Source organism: Paenibacillus sp. LHD-38 (assembly GCF_031157315.1).
Taxonomy (GTDB): Bacteria; Bacillota; Bacilli; order Paenibacillales; family Paenibacillaceae; genus Pristimantibacillus.
Window position 1 is genome coordinate 58,987 of sequence record NZ_JAVIFU010000032.1, and the last position, 21,993, is coordinate 80,979.

Annotated in this window: 19 protein-coding genes; all 19 read right to left on the reverse strand. The window is 48.5% G+C overall.

From position 1 onward, the window contains the following. Positions 1-53 precede the first annotated feature (53 nt). The 19 genes from RCO25_RS23405 to RCO25_RS23495 all read right to left on the reverse strand — a co-directional run bounded on the left by RCO25_RS23405 (position 54) and on the right by RCO25_RS23495 (position 21,666). Positions 54-1,058 (reverse strand): RluA family pseudouridine synthase, encoded by a 1,005-nt coding sequence (locus tag RCO25_RS23405; RefSeq protein WP_308998544.1) that lies wholly within the window; start codon positions 1,056-1,058, stop codon positions 54-56. Positions 1,059-1,142: 84 nt separating this feature from the next. Next, positions 1,143-2,444, reverse strand: coding sequence for a glutamate-1-semialdehyde 2,1-aminomutase (gene hemL, locus RCO25_RS23410; RefSeq protein ID WP_308998545.1), 1,302 nt, complete (start codon positions 2,442-2,444; stop codon positions 1,143-1,145). Between the two features lie 4 nt (positions 2,445-2,448). Further along, positions 2,449-3,447, reverse strand: a complete 999-nt coding sequence (gene hemB, locus RCO25_RS23415; protein ID WP_308998560.1) for a porphobilinogen synthase — start codon at positions 3,445-3,447, stop codon at positions 2,449-2,451. A 3-nt stretch (positions 3,448-3,450) separates the two neighbouring features. Continuing rightward, complete coding sequence (cobA, locus tag RCO25_RS23420; protein WP_308998546.1) at positions 3,451-5,019, reverse strand: uroporphyrinogen-III C-methyltransferase; 1,569 nt, start codon at positions 5,017-5,019, stop codon at positions 3,451-3,453. A gap of 5 nt (positions 5,020-5,024) precedes the next feature. Beyond that, positions 5,025-5,993, reverse strand: a complete 969-nt coding sequence (gene hemC, locus RCO25_RS23425) for a hydroxymethylbilane synthase (protein WP_308998547.1) — start codon at positions 5,991-5,993, stop codon at positions 5,025-5,027. Next, positions 5,993-6,637, reverse strand: coding sequence for a precorrin-2 dehydrogenase/sirohydrochlorin ferrochelatase family protein (locus RCO25_RS23430; protein ID WP_308998548.1), 645 nt, complete (start codon positions 6,635-6,637; stop codon positions 5,993-5,995). The genes hemC and RCO25_RS23430 overlap by 1 nt, the downstream gene beginning before the upstream one ends. Positions 6,638-6,674: 37 nt before the next feature. Continuing rightward, the gene (ccsA, locus tag RCO25_RS23435) at positions 6,675-7,487 is read right to left on the reverse strand and encodes a cytochrome c biogenesis protein CcsA (RefSeq protein WP_308998549.1); all 813 of its coding nucleotides are present in this window, start codon (positions 7,485-7,487) and stop codon (positions 6,675-6,677) included. 22 nt (positions 7,488-7,509) lie between these two features. Beyond that, positions 7,510-8,892, reverse strand: a complete 1,383-nt coding sequence (hemA, locus tag RCO25_RS23440) for a glutamyl-tRNA reductase (protein ID WP_308998550.1) — start codon at positions 8,890-8,892, stop codon at positions 7,510-7,512. Between the two features lie 199 nt (positions 8,893-9,091). Further along, complete coding sequence (speD, locus tag RCO25_RS23445; protein ID WP_138752416.1) at positions 9,092-9,490, reverse strand: adenosylmethionine decarboxylase; 399 nt, start codon at positions 9,488-9,490, stop codon at positions 9,092-9,094. 280 nt (positions 9,491-9,770) lie between these two features. Beyond that, entirely contained in the window at positions 9,771-10,442 is a 672-nt protein-coding gene (locus tag RCO25_RS23450; protein WP_308998551.1) for a YjgB family protein, read from the reverse strand. 171 nt (positions 10,443-10,613) lie between these two features. Next, entirely contained in the window at positions 10,614-11,204 is a 591-nt protein-coding gene (locus RCO25_RS23455; protein ID WP_308998552.1) for a non-ribosomal peptide synthetase module, read from the reverse strand. A 213-nt stretch (positions 11,205-11,417) separates the two neighbouring features. Then, positions 11,418-12,005 carry a ribosome biogenesis GTP-binding protein YihA/YsxC gene (gene yihA / locus RCO25_RS23460; RefSeq protein WP_169082764.1) on the reverse strand — a complete coding sequence of 196 codons (588 nt, stop codon included), beginning with the start codon at positions 12,003-12,005 and terminating at the stop codon, positions 11,418-11,420. Then, positions 12,002-14,371 carry an endopeptidase La gene (gene lon, locus RCO25_RS23465; RefSeq protein WP_308998553.1) on the reverse strand — a complete coding sequence of 790 codons (2,370 nt, stop codon included), beginning with the start codon at positions 14,369-14,371 and terminating at the stop codon, positions 12,002-12,004. The genes yihA and lon overlap by 4 nt, the downstream gene beginning before the upstream one ends. A gap of 37 nt (positions 14,372-14,408) precedes the next feature. Next, positions 14,409-16,112, reverse strand: a complete 1,704-nt coding sequence (gene lonB, locus RCO25_RS23470) for an ATP-dependent protease LonB (RefSeq protein WP_308998554.1) — start codon at positions 16,110-16,112, stop codon at positions 14,409-14,411. Between the two features lie 310 nt (positions 16,113-16,422). After that, positions 16,423-16,665, reverse strand: coding sequence for a hypothetical protein (locus RCO25_RS23475; protein ID WP_308998555.1), 243 nt, complete (start codon positions 16,663-16,665; stop codon positions 16,423-16,425). 12 nt (positions 16,666-16,677) lie between these two features. After that, positions 16,678-17,904, reverse strand: a complete 1,227-nt coding sequence (locus RCO25_RS23480; protein WP_308998556.1) for a Ger(x)C family spore germination protein — start codon at positions 17,902-17,904, stop codon at positions 16,678-16,680. Then, positions 17,901-19,004, reverse strand: coding sequence for a GerAB/ArcD/ProY family transporter (locus RCO25_RS23485; RefSeq protein ID WP_308998557.1), 1,104 nt, complete (start codon positions 19,002-19,004; stop codon positions 17,901-17,903). The genes RCO25_RS23480 and RCO25_RS23485 overlap by 4 nt, the downstream gene beginning before the upstream one ends. Continuing rightward, positions 19,001-20,572: a spore germination protein gene (locus tag RCO25_RS23490; RefSeq protein WP_308998558.1), complete on the reverse strand. Its 1,572-nt coding sequence runs from the start codon at positions 20,570-20,572 to the stop codon at positions 19,001-19,003. Before RCO25_RS23490 ends, RCO25_RS23485 begins: the two co-directional genes overlap by 4 nt. Next, positions 20,569-21,666 (reverse strand): GerAB/ArcD/ProY family transporter, encoded by a 1,098-nt coding sequence (locus RCO25_RS23495; RefSeq protein ID WP_308998559.1) that lies wholly within the window; start codon positions 21,664-21,666, stop codon positions 20,569-20,571. The genes RCO25_RS23490 and RCO25_RS23495 overlap by 4 nt, the downstream gene beginning before the upstream one ends. Between the last annotated feature and the right edge of the window lie 327 nt (positions 21,667-21,993).

Genomic DNA, 21,993 nt, shown 5'->3' on the forward strand with positions numbered 1-21,993 from the left:
TAACATTACATTCACTACTTATCTATATGGTAGGTTGGGCAGGAGCATGACTATCATTTTGAACGATGATGTATCTTTTCTGAAAGCTCAGTCAGCCACTCCGGCCAAGGCGAAGAGACTTCCTTAAGTAAATCCGTCCAAGGATGCGGAAATACCAGCTTCTCCCCATGCAGCGCTTGATGGCTCAGCAGCCTTGTATCGCCACCATATAAGCCGTCCCCGACCAGCGGATGGCCGATATAGCTGAGATGAACCCGGATTTGATGCGTTCGGCCTGTCTCCAGCTTTACCTGTATGAGCGACATTTGGGCATTTGAGGCAAGCACCTCGTAATGACTGATCGCTTGATCCCCATTCTCGGAAACCCGCCGTCTTGCGCGATGATGCCGGTCCTTTCCAATCGGCGCATCAATCGTACCGCTAGGCTTGGACAGCTGCCCTTGCACCACTGCGATATAACGCCGATCAATTGCCTTTGCCCTCATCGCCTCGTCAAGCTTCCACTGGGCCAGGTCATTTTTGGCATATAAAACGGGGCCGGAAGTATCATCATCAAGCCTATGGATGTGACGCACATTTAGCGGATCTCCCTTACTTAGAAGATGTCTAGCTGCCGCTTCATCCAAGGTGCCGCTTTGTCCCGGAGCAGTTCCGTGTACGGCCATTCCGGCAGGCTTGTCGAGCACGATGCAGAAATCATCTTCATAAAGTACCGTCGGCATTCCCTCGTGCGCATGCGGCCGAATATTTCGGTATGCAGCATCGCTGCGCGGATCAACCGGCGGGAATGCCAGCAATTGAAGCATTTCCCCGTTCCACTGTATGCCTCCGATCGAAAATAACCGATTAATCCACTTCTGCGGAAAATAGGAACGGGCCAGCAGCCACTGCCGCACAAGATGCGGATGGCTGCCAGCCCGCGGCTGCGCAAGCTCCGGCAGAGCTGCCGGATCCTTTTCCGAATGGGGATCAATGGTTGGAGAGGCGGTAATAGCTGCCATAGCTGTCCTGTCTAGCTCCAGCCATTGCCCGTTCCTCTTCATATGACCATCAAGCATGTCATTTCCTCCCAATTGTAATTACTGCAGCGGATTTCTGCTTACTTACGAGCCTCAATCCTCTACCCTATGCTGCGCTTGGCCTTACAAGCGGCTAAATGCGATATCATGCGCTTCGATCGTAGCATCGATGTCTTCATCCGTATGAACCCCAGAGACGAACATGCCCTCAAACTGGGAAGGAGCCACGCTAACTCCCAAATCAAGCATCGATGCAAAATAAGCCTTAAATCGCTCGAGATCGGAGGTTTTCGCAGATTCAAAGTTAATGACGGTCGAATCGGTGAAGAACGGACATACCATCGAGCCCACGCGATTGATCGTGTTCGGAATGCCATGCTTGCGTGCATTCGCTTCAAAGCCAAGCTGCAGTCTCACCGCTTGGCGTTCCAATTGCTCATAAACCTGAGGTGTAAGCAGACTAAGCGTCGCATAGCCTGCAGCCATCGCAAGCGGATTACCGGATAAAGTACCAGCTTGATATATAGGACCGCTAGGCGCGATCAGCTCCATCAGCTCACGCTTTCCGCCATAAGCCCCAACAGGCAGGCCACCGCCGATTACCTTGCCGAAGCAGGTGAGATCCGGCTGGATGTCATAAAGTCCTTGCGCACAGTTGTAGCCTACACGGAAGCCAGTCATTACCTCGTCAAAAATAAGAACGGTGCCGTACTTCTCCGTTACGTCCCGAAGTCCCTGCAGAAAACCAGGCAATGGCGGAACGACGCCCATATTGCCGGCAACCGGCTCAACGATAACGCATGCAATCTCTTCGCCAAACTTCTCGAAAGCGAGCTTTACCGATTCGATATCGTTGTAAGGCACCGTAATCGTATGCGAAGCTACGTGCTCAGGTACACCCGGGCTGTCAGGCAGGCCAAGCGTTGCAACACCTGAGCCTGCTTTGATCAGCAAGCTGTCCGCATGTCCGTGGTACGAGCCTTCAAATTTCAAAATCTTGCTTCGCTTCGTGTATCCGCGCGCGAGTCTTAACGCACTCATGGTTGCTTCCGTACCCGAGTTTACCATGCGGACAATATCCACCGAAGGAACACGCTCGCAAACGAGCTCGGCCATCAACGTTTCCAGCTCGGTAGGGGCGCCAAAGCTTGTCCCTTTCTCGGCCGTCCGTTTAATGGCTTCCACGACCTCCGGATGGGCATGACCCATGATGAGCGGCCCCCATGAAGCTACGTAATCAATATAGCTGTTGCCATCGATATCATAAATGCGGCTCCCTTGCCCTCGTTCCATATAGACAGGGTTCAAACCAACCGATTTGAAAGCTCTAACGGGGCTGTTCACACCGCCAGGTATAACCTTCTTCGCTCTTGCGAATGCAGCAACAGAGCGTGCGTCATTTCTAAGATTCGAATGATCATTCATCTGCCTACACCTCTCCCTTTAACCAGCGTGCTGCATCCTTTGCATGATACGTGATGATGAGATCGGCGCCAGCTCGTTTCATGCCTAACAGGGTTTCTAATACGATCGATTTCTCGTCGATCCAGCCATTAGCGGCCGCTGCTTTTACCATCGAGTACTCAGCGCTTACGTTATAAGCGACAACCGGCAAATTATATTTATCTTTCAACAGTCTCAAAATATCCAAATAGGCTAGTGCAGGCTTTACCATCAGCATGTCCGCGCCCTCTGCAATGTCTGTCTCCGCTTCCCGCAGCGCCTCGCGCACATTAGCCGGATCCATCTGATATGTTTTGCGGTCGCCGAATTGCGGCGCGGAATGGGCTGCGTCCCGGAAAGGGCCATAGTAGGCCGAAGCGAATTTCACCGAATACGACATGATCGGAACATCGCTGAAGCCTGCATCATCAAGCCCTTGACGAATTGCGAGCACGAAGCCGTCCATCATATTCGAAGGCGCGATAATATCAGCGCCGGCTTCTGCTTGCGACACTGCGGTCTGTACCAGCAAATCTAAGGATGAGTCGTTATCCACTTCAGCTATCCCTGATTCTTCATGCAAATGAACGATACCGCAATGGCCGTGATCGGTAAATTGACATAAGCAGGTGTCCGCAACGACCACAAGCTCCGGCGCCCATTCTTTTACAGCGCGAATGGCCTGTTGAACGATACCGTTCGAAGCATATGCCGAGGTACCCAGCGCATCCTTATGTTCCGGAAGGCCGAACAGCAGTACGGATTGGATGCCCGCTGCCACAACCTCGCGAATCTCTTGCTCCAAAAGATCCATCGAAAGATGATAAACGCCAGGCATTGACGGAATTTCATCTTTTATATTTTGACCGTGAGTTACGAAAATCGGATAAATAAAATCATTCACGCTCAGCGCCGTTTCCCTTACCAGGTTCCGAAGAGCGGAGGTTTTGCGCAATCTGCGGTTTCTGACTGTCGGAAAGCTCATCATTTATAATTCCTCCCTAACCGTTATTGCTAGTTGTTTTTGCTGATAATCAACGATCGCCTGGAGAAGGCCGTCCAATGTTGAATCCTCCGGCTCGATGGTTACCTTTAGCCCTGCAGCGATTACGGTCTTTGTCGTTATGGGACCCATGCTGGCAATCGGTATACCCGCAAGAAACTCCACTGGATTCGTAATCCCTTTGCGTCTTAACACTTCAAGCAAATTTGTTACGGTAGAAGAGCTCGTAAAAGTGATCATATGAATCGCCTTTTCGAGTATCCATTCCAGCGCCAGTTCATCCTGCTGTTCTGCAAGCACGGTTTCATACACATCTATTTCTGTGGCAAGCAGGCCCAAGGCGTTCAGCTCGCGCGGCAAGACTTCGCGGGCAAGATCTCCTCGCGGCAGCAGTACTCGCTCTCCCGCCTTCAGCTGCGGCCGAAGCTGCTCAAGCAGTCCTTCCGCATGGAATTTTAGCGGAAGCTCCTCGGCGATTAAACCGCGAGCGGCTAATGCTGCCGCTGTCTTGGGGCCTACCGCTGCAATTTTTGCGCCAAAAAATCTTCTGATATCGATCTGGAATTTACAAAGCCAGCCAAAGAAATACTCTACGCCATTCACGCTGGTGAACATAAGCCAGTTATATTGCTCAGCAAGCTCAAGCTTCTCGCGAAGGGCTTCAACCACATCGGGAGCGGAAGGCTCGATCGTCTCAATGACGGGAAACTCGCACGGCTCTCCGCCTAGCGTTTCGATCTGATCCGCGAGCTCGCTCGCCTGCGCTCTAGCCCTCGTTACAAGCACGCGCAGACCGAACAACGGCTTCTTCTCATACCATTTCAGCTTTTCACGCTGAAGCACAACCTCGCCAACGACAATTACGGCCGGAGGTTGGAAATTAGCCGCTTTAACGATCTCTTCGATCGTTTCCAGCGTCCCGACAATGGTACGCTGTTCCACTCGGGTACCCCAGCGCACAAGCGCTACCGGCGTTTGCGGCGGCTTGCCATGCTTCATAAGCTGATCGGCAATATATCCTATTTTGGCAACGCCCATTAGAAAAATAAGCGTTCCCGTTGCATTTGTTACTTTATCCCAATGAATGGAACGGTCAAGCTTGTCCGGGCTTTCATGGCCCGTAATGATGGACAAGGATGAAGCAAAGTCACGGTGTGTAACCGGGATCCCTGCATATGCAGGAACGGCAATCGCAGAGGTAATGCCCGGTATGATCTCAAACTCGATTCCGTTATCATAGAGCAGCTCAGCTTCTTCTCCAACGCGTCCGAATATCGTTGGATCGCCGCCTTTCAGGCGCGTGACAATCTTGCCCTGCAGCGCTAAGTCCACGAGAAGCTGATTAATTTCCTCCTGCTTCATCGTATGCCGGTCTGGCAGCTTTCCTACATAGATCCGCTCCGTCCCCGGCTTCACATAGCGAAGCAATCTCGGGCTTGCCAAACGGTCGTATACGACGACGTCACATTCCTCTAAGCATTGCAGGCCTCGCACCGTGATCAGCTTTGGATCTCCCGGTCCAGCGCCAACCAAGTATACCTTTCCCTTGACCAAGTCTGTCATCCCCCAATTTCAGCTAAAATGCGGTCCGCACCGCGTGCTACGAGTGCCGCCGCAACATCCTTGCCCAGCTGCTCAGGGTCAGTCCCCTGCATGACTTCCTTCAGCAACGTTGCTCCGTCAGGCGAGCCGACCATTCCTGTCATCGTCAGATTTCGAATGCCGTTTTGGCCCTCAACCTCATCGCCCATGATGCAATATGCACCAATAGGAACCTGGCAACCGCCGTTCAGTGAGCCTAAAAAGCTTCGTTCTGCCCTAACGGTAAGCTCGGTTTCCTTGTCATTCAATAACGCAAGCAGCTCACGAATCTGCTGGTCATTCTCACGGCATTCTATGCCAAGCGCACCTTGACCGACAGCAGGCAAGCATACATCTACGGGTATGTTCGCGGATATACGATCCTGCCAGCCCATGCGCGTTAGACCTGCAGATGCAAGCACAACCGCGTCGAAGCCTTCGGTTTCCAGCTTTCGGATACGGGAATCAATGTTTCCGCGAATGGATTCCAACTGCAGGTCCGGCCTTGCGTTTTTCAACTGGCATGAGCGGCGAAGACTGCTTGTTCCCACTCTCGCGCCTTGAGGCAAATCATCAAGCCCGCCGCCTTGGCGGGTAACGAGGCAGTCTCTCGGATCAACGCGCCTTGGAGTCGCTCCGTTCATTAACCCCTCCGGCAGCTCGTAAGGCATGTCTTTCATGCTATGAACCGCCAAATCGATCTTTCCATCCACGAGCGCTTGTTCGATTTCTTTTACAAACAAGCCTTTCCCGCCAACCTTGGACAATGTGACATCGAGAATACGATCTCCCTTGGTCACGATCTTTTTCACTTCAAACGTGTAATCAAAGCCATGCTTTTCGCTAATCCGTTTCAGTTCGTCTATCACTTGCCCGGTTTGCGTCAATGCGAGCGCGCTTTGCCTCGTCCCTACAACGATGACGCGTTTTCCTTGATTATTATCCATTATGTAAGCCCCCTGTCTATCCGATGAAGCAAGCTCTGCAGCCACTCCTCGATGTCCCTATTGTACCGTTTATGCTGCATGGCTTCTTCGGCTGCAAGCTTCAGTACGGCCTGTCTCTGCTGCTCATCCATTCCTTTGCTCAAAACCGTTTCGCGTAAGCGGCGGAGCTGGGCAGTTATTTCTTCGTATTCCAAACCATATTGCACTGCAAGCTCCTTCTTAATCCGCTGAGATAGCGCTGGGCTTGCCCCAGATGCTGTAACAGAAAGCAGTAAATCCCCTCTTCGCAAGGTTGAGGGGGAAATAAACGAGCCGTTGCTTGCTTCATCCGCCGAATTGACCAAAATGCCAAGCCGCTCCGCAGCAGCTGCGATGACTGCATTTACGCGTTTGTCATTTGTTGCCGCGAAAACCAGCCATGCTCCGCTCAGGTCGCCATCCACGTATTCTCTCTGGCAGCTGCTAATCTTCCCTTCGGCCGCTAATTCTGCCATCTTTGGAGTTAACAAAGGGCTAATGACCCTTACATCATCTGCTCCGGCATCCAGCAGACCAAGCAGCTTCCGCTCCGCAATGCCGCCGCCGCCGATGACAACGCAGCGTCTGCCTCTAAGCTGCATAACCACCGGGTAAAAACCATTCATCGGAGCTGTGCCTCCCGTGCTTTATTCGATTGTTCCGTTAATGGAATGACGATAAATAATTAGAAAATAAATTCAACAGCAGCAAGCTGAATGAAAAGATGTACAACCGGGCGAGCTGGAGTCCAGGCCGCTTCAGCATGGCTCTCTGATACACGTAAATGATATATACGATCAAGGTTCCAAAGGAAGAGAGCACCTTCCAGTCCAGCAGAAGTGAGGCCCTACCTTCAACGAGCAATGAGGTGACTGCGATAGCAAGCGACATGGCAAGCAAGGGAACTCCAATAATCACTGCCCGGTCACCATAGCGCTCAATCAAATCCAAGCTTGGCAGCCTGCGCACGAAGTTGGTCCATCGCTTTCGTTTTAACTGATTATGTAAGAACAAGTACATGCCGGCGAATAGGGCTCCAATCGTTAATGCTGCATAGGCGCATAGCACAAGACTGATATGAATGTATAACAGCTCTCTTGTTGTTTTCCAAACCCCTAGCGATTGACCGTTACCTGGACTGCTGTATAGATTCAGTGCCAACACCGCAAAACCAACGACATTAACGAAAAACACGATGAAATCGATTTTGATAAACCGGCTGATGACTAACGATATCGTAACTAAGAGCCAAGAAAATCCTAACCAATATTCGAATGCCGTTACGGCGGTCATTTGTAAATGCGAGACGATGCGGGAAACCAAATAACCAGTCTGTAATACCCAAACAAAAATAAGCAGCCCTGTACCCATCCGTTTCGCTTTCCGACTTGCATTCATAAAGTCGGAGAAGTAAAACAGCAGGCTCAGGGCGTAGATATAAAGTATCGCATCATATAAAAAGTTTTGCGTCACCATAGCTCCTCCACCTTGCAGCCCTCTATCTTGTAATAGGTGCTAATACCGCCGCAGCTGCATGGGGTTGAACATTTTTCTTTTTTGCTGCAGCGACAGTATCTGTTGCCGCTTCAAGCTCCGCTTGACGCGTTTTAGCAAGCTCATCCTCCAGTGCAAACAGCTTAACGAACATGTCCATCGCTTCGTCTGCTCGTTTCTCACCGGCCATTTCTTTGATACGCAAAATCGGGTCTTGCATCATTTGGTTCACGATACTCTTCGTAAGCTTGCGGATAACCTTAAGTTCATGCTCGCCGAGGTCAGGCAGCTTATTCGTCAAGCTATTCATTGTTTCCTCATGTATGCCGGCTGCTTTGGTTTGCAGCGACCGGATAAGCGGAACAACGCCTAACGTTTTGTACCACTGCTCAAATAATTCCATTTCCTCCGCAATCATGGCTTCGATCTTGGCTGCCTCCTGGCGGCGATGTTCCAAGTTGCTCTCCACTATGCCTTCCAAATCATCGATATCATATAGGAAGACGTTCTCGACTGCAGCAATCGACGGATCCAAATCGCGCGGAACCGCAATATCAATCATAAAGAGCGGCTTCGCTTTTCTGCGCTGCATGGCAGCCGCAACTTGTTGGCGCGATAGCACATAGCCATCCGATCCTGTTGAACTAATGATAATATCCGCTTCATGCATCCGCTCGGCCGCTTCTTCCATGGACCAAGCAACGCCGTTAAATTTGTCAGCCAGCTGAGTCGCCCGCTCATACGTCCGGTTAACGACGACAACACGCTCCGCGCCGTTCGCGTACAAATGCTTAGCGGTAAGCTCGCCAGTCTCGCCCGCGCCGATAACCATAACTGTTTTTTTATTGAACTGCCCAAAAATACGTTTGCCAAGCTCGACTGCGGCATAGCTGACGGAAACTGCCGATTCGCCGATCGACGTTTCGGAATGGGCGCGCTTAGCAAGCGTAACAGCTTGTTTAAACAGCATATTAAATACAGTGCCAGTGGTCTTCTGCTGCTGTGCAAGCAGGAAAGCATTTTTCACTTGGCCCAAAATTTGCGTTTCGCCGATGACCATCGAATCAAGTCCGCTGGTAACCCGGAATAAATGATCGATCGCCTTCTCATCTTCGTACATATATAAATGGTTAGTGAAATGCTCACGTGGCAGCTTAAACCATTTTTCCATAAAGCTGCGAATGTAATGCCCGCATAGATGATGCCTGTCAACTACCGCATAAAGCTCCGTACGATTGCAGGTCGCTACTATGACACATTCCATTATGCTTTGTGTCTGAATGAGCTGTATCAATGCCTCCGGCAAATCCCTTTCCGCGAACGCAAATTGTTCTCTCACTTCTACGGGAGCCGTTCGATAATTCAGTCCTACTGCGATAATGTGCATGCGCGGTCACCTGCCTCCTTCTCTTATGCTAATCAACCATTGATGTTATCGATTATTATAGCATAGTTAGTCCTTCAGATAATGTTCATTTATGAATAATGTTTGAAAAGTACAGACTCATTATTCCCTTTTCATGCAAAGAAATAACCATGGATTTCATCCATGGTTATTTCGCTATGAGTAATAAGTTTTAAAGCTCTTATACGAGCTCAGTTTGTTTCATTTGTGGCTCTTCCACTTGCAGTTCGCCCATACCGCGTACAAGCTTCTTCGCATAGGTCGCTTTTGGCTTCAGTACAGCGAGCATGTAGTCAATCGCAAGCTGAGGATCTACAGTTTCACCGCAGGTATAACAGTCTAGCGCAGCAAAGCCTCTCTCAGGATACGTATGAATCGAGAGGTGACTCTCCGACAGCAGCACGAGCACCGTTGCGCCTTGAGGATCGAATTGTTTTGCTTGAACCGACAATACAGTAGCACCACATGCTTCAGCAGCCTCTACCATGTGTGATTGCAAAAATTCAGCGCTGTTCAGTAGATCAAAGTCTACACCCCAAGTATCAACAGCAACGTGTCTTCCGAAAGTTGAGTATTCCATCTTCCGGTTCCCCCTTCCTAGGAATAAAATGTTTGAAAAATTTCATCCGCTAGGACCTACGTCATTCACTTCTCGAGGGATTAATCTCTCGCAACATAACTATGTCCTGAGTGAATCCTGGTTCCTATTATTAACATCAACAATCTTTTCAACGAGAATAAAAATAACATCTATCGGAGATAATTGCAATAGTTTTTTTTCAAAGTCCAAAATTCGTTTTATTGCGCCAGCCCCGTTTTCAATGTATGACACGGCAGCTTATCCCGCAACGGGACCTTTGTCACCCCGCCATATTATTTTTTGTATCGTCAGGGCTGTAAACAGATATATGATCCACCTGTCCTGTCGCCTCGGGAATCACGAATCTCAGCTGAAATTGTTCGTTGACCTCGTACGTATAAATCGAATCCGATCCGCTTACCGTTTTTTCATCCGCTGTGCCAAGGGCAATTTCCAGCTTCTTTAGCGTGATCGCATGGAGGCTGTCTGCATAGGATCTTACGTCGAACACAATCATGCCCTTGTTGTAGCCAAAAGCAACGCCCTTATCTTTGTAAGTTGCATACATTCCTTTGCCGGCGGATTCATTGGTATCTGCTTTGCCCCATTTTTTCTCGATATCATCATAAAGCGATGAATGGGCCGCAAAATCAATTCCGGGGATCTTGCCTTCCTTTGCTTGGTCATAGATGGAACCGATCAGCTCACCGATCTCAGACCCGCCAGCCTCGTCTTGGCTATCATTGCTTTCCGCTTCCTTGCTTGGCTCCACGGACGGCTCTGCGCTCGGCTGAGCGGTTGTATCCGTATCCGGCTGCTCACTCGGCGTCTCTGTTGCTGGCGGGGGTGTGGGATCCGCATTAGCGTCCTTATTGCTGCATGCCGTCAATGATAATGCAATCGCAAAGGATATGCCGATTGCGAACTGTTTAAAACGTTTGGTTTGATTCATTGTTGTCATCTCCTGTTAATCACTCTAGGTTTGTTTGTTCGTTTGTTTCTTTTTTCCCTTACCCTGCTACTAACTTCAGAAACGCAAAGAATGTTGCACATCGCCTTGCTGAAATATATTGGAAATAAAAAAAAGAAGCCGCAGCAGCGGCCTCTCTATTTGTCTTCTTCTTTATGCTTCCAAAATGAAGAGCTTTCTCGTCAGATCGGTTAGACGCTCATCGATTTTACCGATTTCGTCCGCTTCCTTCGTTTGGTTGCGGAGATCAAGCAGTTCATTGACAGCGCTGCTGAGCAAGCCGATTTCACGCTCGATCAGTCGACTGCGGAAAACTCTCTCCAGCTGTCCAAGCGTGTCCTTAAATTCGAACACGACACGGTCACCTGATTTGGAGCTTTCGACAATTTGGTGAACGGAACCATTCGTATAATGATAGATCATCGTATAATGACTGTAGATTCGGTTGACGATCGCGTTGCCGCGGAAAGCAGATAGCGCTTTTCGCATAGCATTGGTCAGCCTCGGTTGCACAAGACGGCAAGATAGTACGCATACATAATAGTCTTGTTGACGTTCAAAGGTCAGTCGGACTTCTTCCCTCCCTGCTACATCTTCGAGAACGAGCTCCTGATTCCCATTGTCGAGCACCAACACCTGAAGGTGAATTTGCTGCTCTTCGAATAAACGGATAAATTCAGCCATCTCTTCATTCGTCAATTGCAGTTTGGCATTTACATACTCTGTGGCTAGCCGCTTAGCCATAAAAATCTCCTCAATTCTTTGAACTTGCACGCTTTAGTCTTGTAACACTGGTCTTGTTGCTTAAGTATATTATACGTGATCCGAACATTTTATTCCTGCCGTTCATCCCCGATATTCTCGCATATTCCACAAAATAACGGTAGAATTCACGAGGAAGGCCGACTTTTTCACTGTATCCTCTGCTTTATAGAAGAACTTGCTGCTCTTGCTACCTCATGTAGCAATCGCTTCGTTAATGATATCCCAAAGCTGTTCTCTTCCAATACCCAATTCCGAAGAAAATAAAACGACCGAATCACGCGGATCTGCTTCAAGCGTCTTTTTTATCATCTTAATATGCTTGTCCCATTTCGACTTCGGAATCTTATCTGCCTTCGTTGCGACGATACAGGTTGGAATTTCATAGTGCTTTAGCCACTTATACATTTGCTGATCCTGTTGTGAGGGCTCATGCCGAATGTCGATTACAAGCAGCTGCAGCTTAAGCGGCTCGCGGTCGCGAATGTACCGCTCGATCATTTCACCGAACTGCACACGCTGCGTCTTCGACACCTTTGCATAACCGTAGCCCGGAAAATCGACCAAATAAATCAGGTCATTAACCCGGTAATAGTTCAGCTGCTGCGTTTTCCCCGGCTGCGAACTGGTTCTGGCTAAGTTTTTGCGTAAAATAAGTTTATTAATCAATGAAGATTTTCCTACATTCGAACGCCCTGCCAGAGCTATCTCTGGCAAGGCGTCCTCTGGATATTGATGCGGTTTTACTGCGCTGATGACGAACTGAGCTTGTGTAATTTTCATAAAATCGTTGTACCTGCCTTCTCCTCCGTTTGAACCGGAAGCAACGCATGCTGCAGAACTTCATCCATATGACTGACAGGAAAAAATTGCATATCATGACGTACGCTGTCGGGAATATCCCTTAAATCCCGTTCATTTTCTTTCGGCAACAGAATCGTGCGAATGCCTGCGCGATGCGCGGCGAGCGATTTTTCTTTCAAACCGCCTATCGGCAGCACGCGGCCACGAAGCGTGATTTCTCCCGTCATCGCTACTTCCTTGTTTACATAGCGGTTGGTAAGAGCTGAAATAAGCGCTGTTGCAATCGTAATGCCGGCCGATGGGCCATCTTTTGGAATGGCACCTTCGGGAATATGAATATGAATGTCGTTTTTCTCATGAAAGCTCGGATCAATGCCAAGCTCTATCGCTTTCGAGCGCGTATAGCTGAATGCCGCTTGAGCCGATTCCTTCATCACATCTCCTAGTTTACCAGTTAACGTTAGCTTTCCGCTACCCGGCATGACTGTAACTTCAATAACAAGCGTGTCACCGCCAACCTCGGTCCAAGCTAGACCGGTCACAGCGCCGATTTGATTTTCACTTTCTGCAAGCCCGTAACGGAACTTCGCGGGGCCAAGCCATTCTTTCAGCAGCTCGCTTGTAACCTCAAGCGGCTCTGCTTCTTCTGTCTGTTCTTTGGCTACGAAATACTTTGCCGACTTACGGCATACTGCGGCTATTTGCTGCTCCAAATTACGTACGCCGGACTCGCGGGTATATTCCCTAACGAGCTGCAGCAGAACCTCATCAGTCAACAAGAGCTGCTCCTCTGTTAAACCATGCTCTTTCTTCTGCTTAGGCAGCAGGTAACGCCTACCGATTTGCAGTTTCTCGAGCTCCGTATAGCCGGGAATATACAAGACCTCCATCCGGTCTAGGAGCGGACGAGGAATATTGTGCAGCGCATTGGCTGTCGTTACGAACATAACGTTGGATAAATCAAAAGGAACTTCAACAAAATGGTCGCTGAACGTGTTGTTTTGTTCCGGATCAAGCACCTCGAGCAGCGCCGAAGCCGGGTCTCCACGGAAATCCATTGCCATTTTATCGATCTCATCAAGCAAAAATACCGGATTTGAAGAGCCAGCCGTCTTCATGCCTTGAATGATTCTGCCTGGCATTGCCCCTACATAGGTACGACGGTGACCGCGAATTTCGGCTTCATCACGTACGCCGCCAAGCGAGATACGCACAAACTTGCGGCCAAGCGACTTCGCGATAGAACGAGCGAGCGAGGTTTTGCCGACGCCGGGCGGCCCTACCAAGCAGAGGATTGGACCCTTCAGCTGCTTGACGAGCTGTTGTACGGCTAAATATTCAAGCACCCGCTCCTTAGGCTTCTCAAGGCCGTAATGATCATCATTAAGAATCGCTTCTGCCTTGCTCAAGCTTAAATCATCAGCCGTCGTCTTGTTCCATGGCAAAGATAGGAGCCAATCGATATAATTGCGAATGACGCCGCCCTCTGCTGAAGTGGAAGGCATCTTCTCAAGCCGATCGATTTCCTTCTCGATCTTCTCCTTCACCAGCTCAGGAACGCCCGACTCAGCAAGCTGCGACCGCAGCTCCTCGACCTCTCCTGCACGGCCTTCCTTCTCGCCAAGCTCTTTTTGGATCGCCTTCATTTGCTCGCGCAAATAATATTCCTTCTGCGTTTTTTCCATTTGCTTCTTGACGCGTTGGTTAATTTTGCGCTCAAGCTCAAGCACCTCACGCTCGTTATTGAGAATATCGAGCAGTTTCTCAAGGCGCTCCCCCACATCAACCGTTTCAAGGATATCCTGCTTATCCTTGATTTTGAGAGACAAATGGCTCGTAATCACATCCGCGAGCCTGCCCGGATCATCGATGTCGGATACTGCCGCATACGTTTCGGGCGTAACCTTCTTCGATAAAGAAATATAATGCTCGAATTGATTTAAGACGGAGCGCATAAGGGCGTCTACCTCAGGATCATCCGTCTCCTGCTCCGGCAATTCTTTTACGGATACCTCATAAAACTCGTCGTTCGGCAAATAATCCAATATCTCCGCGCGCGAGACACCCTCCACCAATACGCGGATCGTGCCATTAGGCAGCTTCAGCATTTGCCTTACTTTCGCAATAGTGCCGACTTTATATATATCTTCCTCTGTCGGCTCCTCAATGTTCACTTCAGACTGTGAACAAAGCAATATCATATGATCTTCGACCATCGAGCGCTCTAACGCCCGAACCGATTTGTCCCTACCCACATCAAGGTGAAGCACCATGCTGGGATAAACGAGTAGCCCTCTTAGCGGAAGCAAGGGCAGCCGACGACCTTTCGTTTTACTAGGTCCCACACCAGCACCTCCAAATGTTAACATCTACCCTAGTTTATCATTCTACGGAATCAGCCTGCAAATATGGAACGGCGGAAGCGATAAAAAGATCGGTTCCAAACGGAGCTTCCACCCGTACTGAGGAATTCTCGGCACCGGGAAACACGTATTTGAACACTTCCTCTACCTTTTCGACTGGAATAACCTTTAGACCTTCTAAATCCGCGAAAATCGCCTGCCAGTTCTCTCTCGGAATAATTACCGTATTCGCACCGGCTTGGAACGCCGCCTCTACCTTAGCCAATACGCCGCCTACGGGCTTTACGTTTCCATGAATGCCAACCTCGCCGGTCATCGCCAGCTTATTATCAATTGGAATTCCCTTAATCGCGGATGTAATGGCAGTTGCCATTGCAATGCCGGCAGACGGTCCATCGATTGGCGTGCCTCCAGGAAAATTGATATGCAAATCAAAATCCTGCGGATTCAGCCCAATGCGTCTTAATACGGTTAGCACATTTTCGACCGATCCTTTTGCCATGCTTTTTCTTCTGAGCGTCCGCGATCCGCCGCCCAGCTCCTCTTCGTCCACAACGCCTGTAATCGTAAATTGCCCCTTGCCGGCAGCCGCTGGTATCGCGCTCACTTCGATCTCGAGCAGCGTTCCCATGTTCGGACCATAAACCGCTAGACCATTCACGAATCCGACTTGCGGCGCTTCAGGCACCTTGCGATCAGGACGCGGAGGAATTTGGCTGCTGTTCACGACCCACTCAATGTCTCCGGCAGCGATGCTGTCCCGCTTCTCAGAGAGCGCTACGCCTGCTGCTAGCTGAATGACATTTACAGCTTCACGTCCGTTTGTCGCATACCGTTTGACAACATCGATCGCTTCTGGACATGGTGCAAAACCAATTTTCTTCACCGCATTTTCCGCTACCAAACCAATCTCCTCAGCCAGGAGTGGACGGAAGAATACTTCCATGCAGCGAGAGCGAATAGCTGGAGGTATCTCCTGCGGCGAACGTGTAGTCGCGCCCACGAGGCGGAAATCTGCAGGGAGCCCGTTTTGGAAAATATCGTGAATATACACGGGAATGTTCGAATCCTCCGAATTATAATAAGCGCTCTCCAGGAATACCTTGCGGTCTTCGAGTACTTTTAACAATTTATTCATTTGAACCGGATGCAATTCACCTATTTCGTCAATAAACAAAATCCCGCCGTGCGCTTTCGTAACTGCGCCAGGCTTTGGCTGCGGGATCCCTGCCACGCCCATCGCGCCTGCGCCTTGATAAATGGGATCATGAACGGAACCGATTAATGGATCGGCAATTCCCCGTTCATCAAAGCGAGCCGTTGTCGCATCAATTTCCGTGAACTTTGCTTCTGGCAAAAACGGTGACGAAGGATTTTTTTTCGCTTCCTCCAATACGACACGCGCAGCTGCTGTCTTCCCGACGCCTGGCGGACCATAAATAATAACATGCTGCGGGTTTGCGCTGCACAGCGCCGCCTTCAAGGCACGCAGGCCGTCACGCTGCCCTACGATGTCCTGCATCGCCTGCGGCCTTGTTTTCTCAGCGAGAGGCTTCGTAAGAGAAACGCTTCGCAGCTTTCTTAGCTTGTCCATCTCCTTGCGTGACTCTCGGTCAACCGCAGAGCGGTTCGTCTTCTGATTGCGCAGCAAATTCCAGAAATACAAGCCGATAACGACTGCAAAAAACACTTGGATCAACATCAATACAACACTTAAACTCATTAGCAATCCGCTCCTTTCAAGCGTAAACGGCCGTAACCGTCAAAAATAGTGAAGGCTCGTTTCGCGTAGAAATATAAGGCTACATGGAATATAAAATTTATATCCATTCTTATATTTCAAGCGCAAACGGTCTTAACCGCCATAGTTAGTTTCCTAATAATAACTCGCGGCAACTATAATACATTTATGGAAATAATGTTAATTTTTCCATTTATGCAACCTCTCCATATTAAGCATGCGTAATTGATAGTATTGCCCCTACGAAGTGGTAATAACCGTTATCGCTGTTATTTTTCACAAGCCAATCCGTTTAGCGCATCCAGCTCATGATGTTCAAAAAACGTTTGATCGGAGCGAGCATGAAGGTCATGAATGTTATGATTGTAAATGGCGGCCAATCGTACCACTGGGAAGCAAATAAATAGATGGACCACAGCGTCATGACTGCATAAATCACATAATCACGATATAGGCCTCGTTTAATAAACGGTTTGATCCCTGCCCATAGAACAGCGATAATCGTCACTGCAACTATTACCGTAATTAAAGTCATGACACTCCCCCTTTATTTTTTACCCTCTCGCAAATTATTGACGTTAACCGGCTGATTGCTAAGCCCCACATTGGTCAGCGTAATATCGGCTTCCACTTTTATTTGGATATTAGAGAAAACCCCGTCCCAATCCTTCTTCCATGTACGCCACTGCTTACGATACTTGCGATGCGCCATATCTGCAAAGCCTACCGCATCCGTCTGCAGCCGTTGAGCCGCCTTCCATCCTGCATCTGTATAACGAAGAATTTCCTGTTCGGCTGCTTTCTCAAGCTCGGCTATGACCTCCGGTTTATACAGATCCATTGAACTGCAATCTGATTGCGTTAGCACTGCCTTGCCTTTTATGCCTACCTTTACATTTAAGTCTCCATCTTTGAGAGAGGGATCAAGCTTGGTTCCCGAGTTTATCAATTGTATCGTTAAATGCTTGTTTTTTTCCCCGGGACATGCATAGGTTAATAACGTTTGATTTATTTCATTTCGCAAAAAAGCTACCCCGAGCGCTTCCTTTCTGGACAGCCAGCCGACCATTTTGTCCTTCTTGATAACGGCAGCTCTGCCCAGCTTGATTTTTGCGGGCAATGTCGTGCTTTCAAATACCTTCAACGAGGAGACATCCGTTTTGCCTGACAAGTACACTTCCGGCAGTATAGCGCTCGCTGAATCACTGGACAAATTCATTGCCAGCTGAAACAGCTTCACCTCAGGAAGCACGGATGTGTGCATGGATTCCAAGTGGTTGATCTCTCTGATGCCATCGCCGGATATTTTCTGAATTTGCATCATTTGCTCTAGTATCTTTCGTGAGCTGCCGGGCGTGATTAATACGTCAACCGTTTCGCGTGTATCCGTGTTTCTTAAATATACGTCCAAGATAGGATTCAATCCGCGCCGTGCCGTCTCTTCACTAACGATGATGACACGGTTATGTGCAAAATACAGCTTACGAGGACTCTCAAAAAAGCTGCGTGAGTCTGCTTCCCTTATCGTTTTCCCGGTCGTCGAATAAACGTTAACCGGAGCGCCGGAGCCGCCTCCTGTAATCCCGATCCCGGAAGAGATGGAGGAAGGAATAAGCACTTGGAATGAAACAAGCCAATCATCGCCCTTCCTGTCGATGGAGGTCGCTGAAGTAATGGCAAGCTCATTTAATTCAATCCTGCTCCAGCAGCCTGACAGCATTGGAGTGCACAATATTATCATGAGCGGTAAAACAAACATACGCGCTATTCTCATACAGCCTCCTCGCTCGGCCTCGCCTTACGTCTCGTCAAACGAAGCCCGCACCAGATAAGAAAGCAGATTGCATAATTGTTTAATAAGAAGTATATAGTCAGCGTCGTATAGCTGAATTCTGCAACGACGACACTGCTGGGCCAGGCAAACAATGCCATGGAAAGAATAACCATGCCGCCGGCTATGTAATGGCTGGCATGCGCTGTGAGCTTAAAAGTTTGAGAAACCAGTTGAAAGAAACCAAACATAAAAACGGACACTTGCGCAAACATGGAGGCCGTCCATGCCGATACCAGCAATACGTCAATTCGTTCAATAAATTGCCCGATTTCAACCGTACCGATAGCTGCAAATGCAGGGTAGGTTATTGCGCCGATGATTTTACTTCCAAACACCGCAATCGTCACTGCCGTAACGAGGGTCATGAGCAAGCCGGATATCACGGTTCCCCAAACCGCCACCTTTACTGCGGATGCGGCTTTTTCTAGAAACGGCAGAAGCAGCAAGAGCACAGCAATTCCGGAAAAACACCCTAAGGGCATGAAACTAGAGGCGATATACTGATTCGGAGAGCTCTCCATGATAGGGAGAAATTGTTGGAAATCAAGCTGCCCATAGATGAAAGTCACGTTCACTCCCACGGACAATCCGAAAAACAAGAACACGACAAAAAGTACCCGAGAGAGCGATTCTATCCCTTGCGAGGCGATATACCCGGATACGAGCACAATAATCGCAGCCAACATAAAAAGGGGAGTTCGCAGCAGCGTTTGTTCAGACATAAAACTAGAAAACTGTCTTACAACAACAGCGGCCGTTATCCCATAATAGCCGCATAAAAACAACCCAATAACCGTTGCAATCCCTTTCCCAAACCGGCTTCGGAGCCATTCCAGCAGCGGTTTCCTTTCCCCTTCGCGGCAAATATATCCGATAACGACGGCAAGCAGCAGAGAGGCGGCGAGCGTGAGCAGCACGGATATCCAACCATCCTGCTTTGAAATTTGGATCACAAAGCTAGGGATATAGAGCAGTGAACTTGGAACGATCGCAAGCACAATGATTACGGTCGCCTGTAGGCTTGTTATCCGCTGCTTCACTTCTTCTCACCGCCTTTCTGAGATCGATCAGCAGCTTTGTCTGAAATGCTGCTCGGCGTTCCCTGACGAACTGTTCCCTCATGATTGTCATAACTTGGACGTTTCTTCATTGCCCACCATGGAACTCGTATAAATACATCCTTTAAATTACCTGGTTTAAGCGGCGAAATTGGCGTCAAATAAGAAACGCCGAATGATCGAAGCGACGACAAATGAGTCAGAATCATCATCAGACCCGCTAAGATGCCAAATACGCCAAAGGTACCTGCAAGAATCATTAATAAAAAGCGAATGAGACGCGCGGCCGTGCCCATATTGATGGATGGAATAACGAAGCTTGCAATGGCTGTAAAGGAAACGACGATTACCATCGCCGCTGAAATTAGTCCAGCCTGCACGGCAGATTGACCGAGCACGAGAGCCCCGACAATCGAAATCGCAGGTCCGATGATTCGAGGCATTCGCACGCCGGCTTCGCGTAAAATTTCAAATGTAAATTCCATAATCATCGCTTCGACCAATGCAGGAAACGGCACGCCTTCCCGCTGCGCAGCGATGCTTATTAACAGCTGGGTCGGCAGCATTTCTTGATGGAAGGTCGTGATCGCAATGTAGATAGATGGTAAAAGCATCGAAGCAAAAAATGAAAAAAATCGGATGATTCTTAAAAAAGTTGCAATATCATAGCGCTGGTAATAATCCTCGCTTGATTGAAAAAACTTAACAAACGTTACAGGTGCAAGCAGAACGAACGGCGTTCCATCCACAACGATTGCAAACTGCCCCTCAAGCAAGCCAGCGGCTACCGCATCCGGCCGCTCTGTATTTTGAAGCAGCGGAAATGGGGTAAACGTTTTGTCTTGAATAAACTCTTCAATATAGCCGCTTTCTAATATACTGTCCGTATCGATTAGATCCAATCTCCTGCGTACTTCCGCCAAAACCTTCTCATCTGCAATTCCTTTCATGAAGATCAGAGCAACTGTCGTTCGAGTCTGATGCCCGATAATTCGGTATTCCATTCTTAGGTTAGTCGATTTTATTTTATTGCGAATTAGCCCCGTGTTGATGTGGAGCGTCTCCGTAAATCCTTCCTTTGGCCCGCGTACGACGGTTTGCGTGCTGGGCTCCTCGACTGACCGCTTCTCCACGCCGCAGGTATAAGCAGCGATAGCTTCATTTGACCCGTCAAGCATCACGATCGTATTGCCTTCCAGCATTGCAAGCAATACTTCATTTATGCTATCAACCTTACGAACGCCGCCTATCGCAAGAGACCGGAACATCAAGCTCTGAAATGGAGATTCTTCTTGATCCTCTCCGCTGCCCGCCGGAGACTCGGTAATCATGCTCATTACAAGCAAATTAACAGCATTGACATCCGTCATGCCCGCAATGTATAAAATAGCAACTCTGCTGCTTTTAAACATGTGTAAATGTCTAATCATGATATCCGGCTCCATGCCGAGCTCGTCGGTTACCATCTTAATATTAATCTCCAAATCGGCAGACAAACGCTTTAGGTCTTTATCATCTTGTTCGATTCCCTTTTTGATTTCCTCATTCATTCTGCATGCACCTTTTCACTCCATCTCTTTTTGATGATTGCCAGCGTAAGCAGCAGCAGGGGAAACAGGATTTGAAAAACCGGGAAATGGTATTTTACATTGTAGCGGAAGCCGAACCATATATGCTCCATATAGTTCCTGAACAAAAGAGAACCCAAAAAAATGACTGCCCCGATTAGGACAATTACATATTTGCTATGCCATTTAAACATCTGAGACAAAGCCAGCACAGCACCAAAATAATAGGCGGTCAGCTTAAAAAAGACTCCTGTAAAAAGCAGCAGGGCGACCATCGGATCTATTCTCTCTAAAAAACGAGCAAAATCGATCAAATTCGTGATCTGCATCAATGGAATGGTTACCGTTCCGGCAAGGCTGCCTAACGCAGCAAAAATGAACACGTTGGTGAAGGTAATGAACAAGCCCGAGAACAAGAAACATTTTATAGTAAAGCTCACCATGCCAGCCGTCTGCTCTGTATATTTCCAAAACATCAAAAACAAAATAATTTCACCAAACGGAAAAGAAATCAACTCCGGAAAGGCCGCATCCCACACGGGCATGAATCCATCTTCAAGGACTGGGGATAAGTTCTCAAAATGCAGCAAACCCGAACCAGCCACCAGTAAAAATAGTATAAGATAAATGATTATTACAAGTGGCAAAACGGCTTCCGCCATTCGAAACAAAACATCTACGCCATGAAATACGGTATAGGCGGACAATAAGCAAATAAATAAGATCAGCGTTGTCAATGGTGTATTGGGAAGCAAATACATGATCATTAAATCGCCGAACTCTCTAACATTCCGAACCGATTTGTAGCAGAAATATATAACATAAGACAGTGATACGACATATCCGAGGGGCTTTCCTAATAATTCGAAAATAATCTCAATAAGACTCCTTTGAGGCATCAAGCGATACAAGGTTAAATTTACGCCCCATAGGATGATTAATCCGCAAAGCATACCAACAATAACAGCCAGCCAAGCATCCCTGTCAGCATCGCTCGCGAGCAAAAACAACGAGGAGCTGCCGATTAAAAACAATACAATCATGGATCCAAGCTGATTTAGACTAATACGCTCCAAATTCACCCCGCCTCTGCTTCTTGTATCGTGTAACCAATATTTTTCCTTACTTCCCGAAAATTATGCACACTCTGAAGCACAGGCATCTTGTCATAGCAAAAACACAACAAGCGTAAACGGCTGTCGCCGTCCTCTTTGGCAAAAGCTGACGTTTCGCGGTGATATATAAGCACATTTATAAGTGAAAACTTATAAATTCTTATATATTAAAATCGAGTAGGCCTATGCGCATGCGCATAGGCCTCTCACAGATCCGGACATGCGGGTCGTCGCATCCGGCTCCTCCAGTGATTATCCCCTCTGGGGATGAAGTTCCTTGTAAATAGC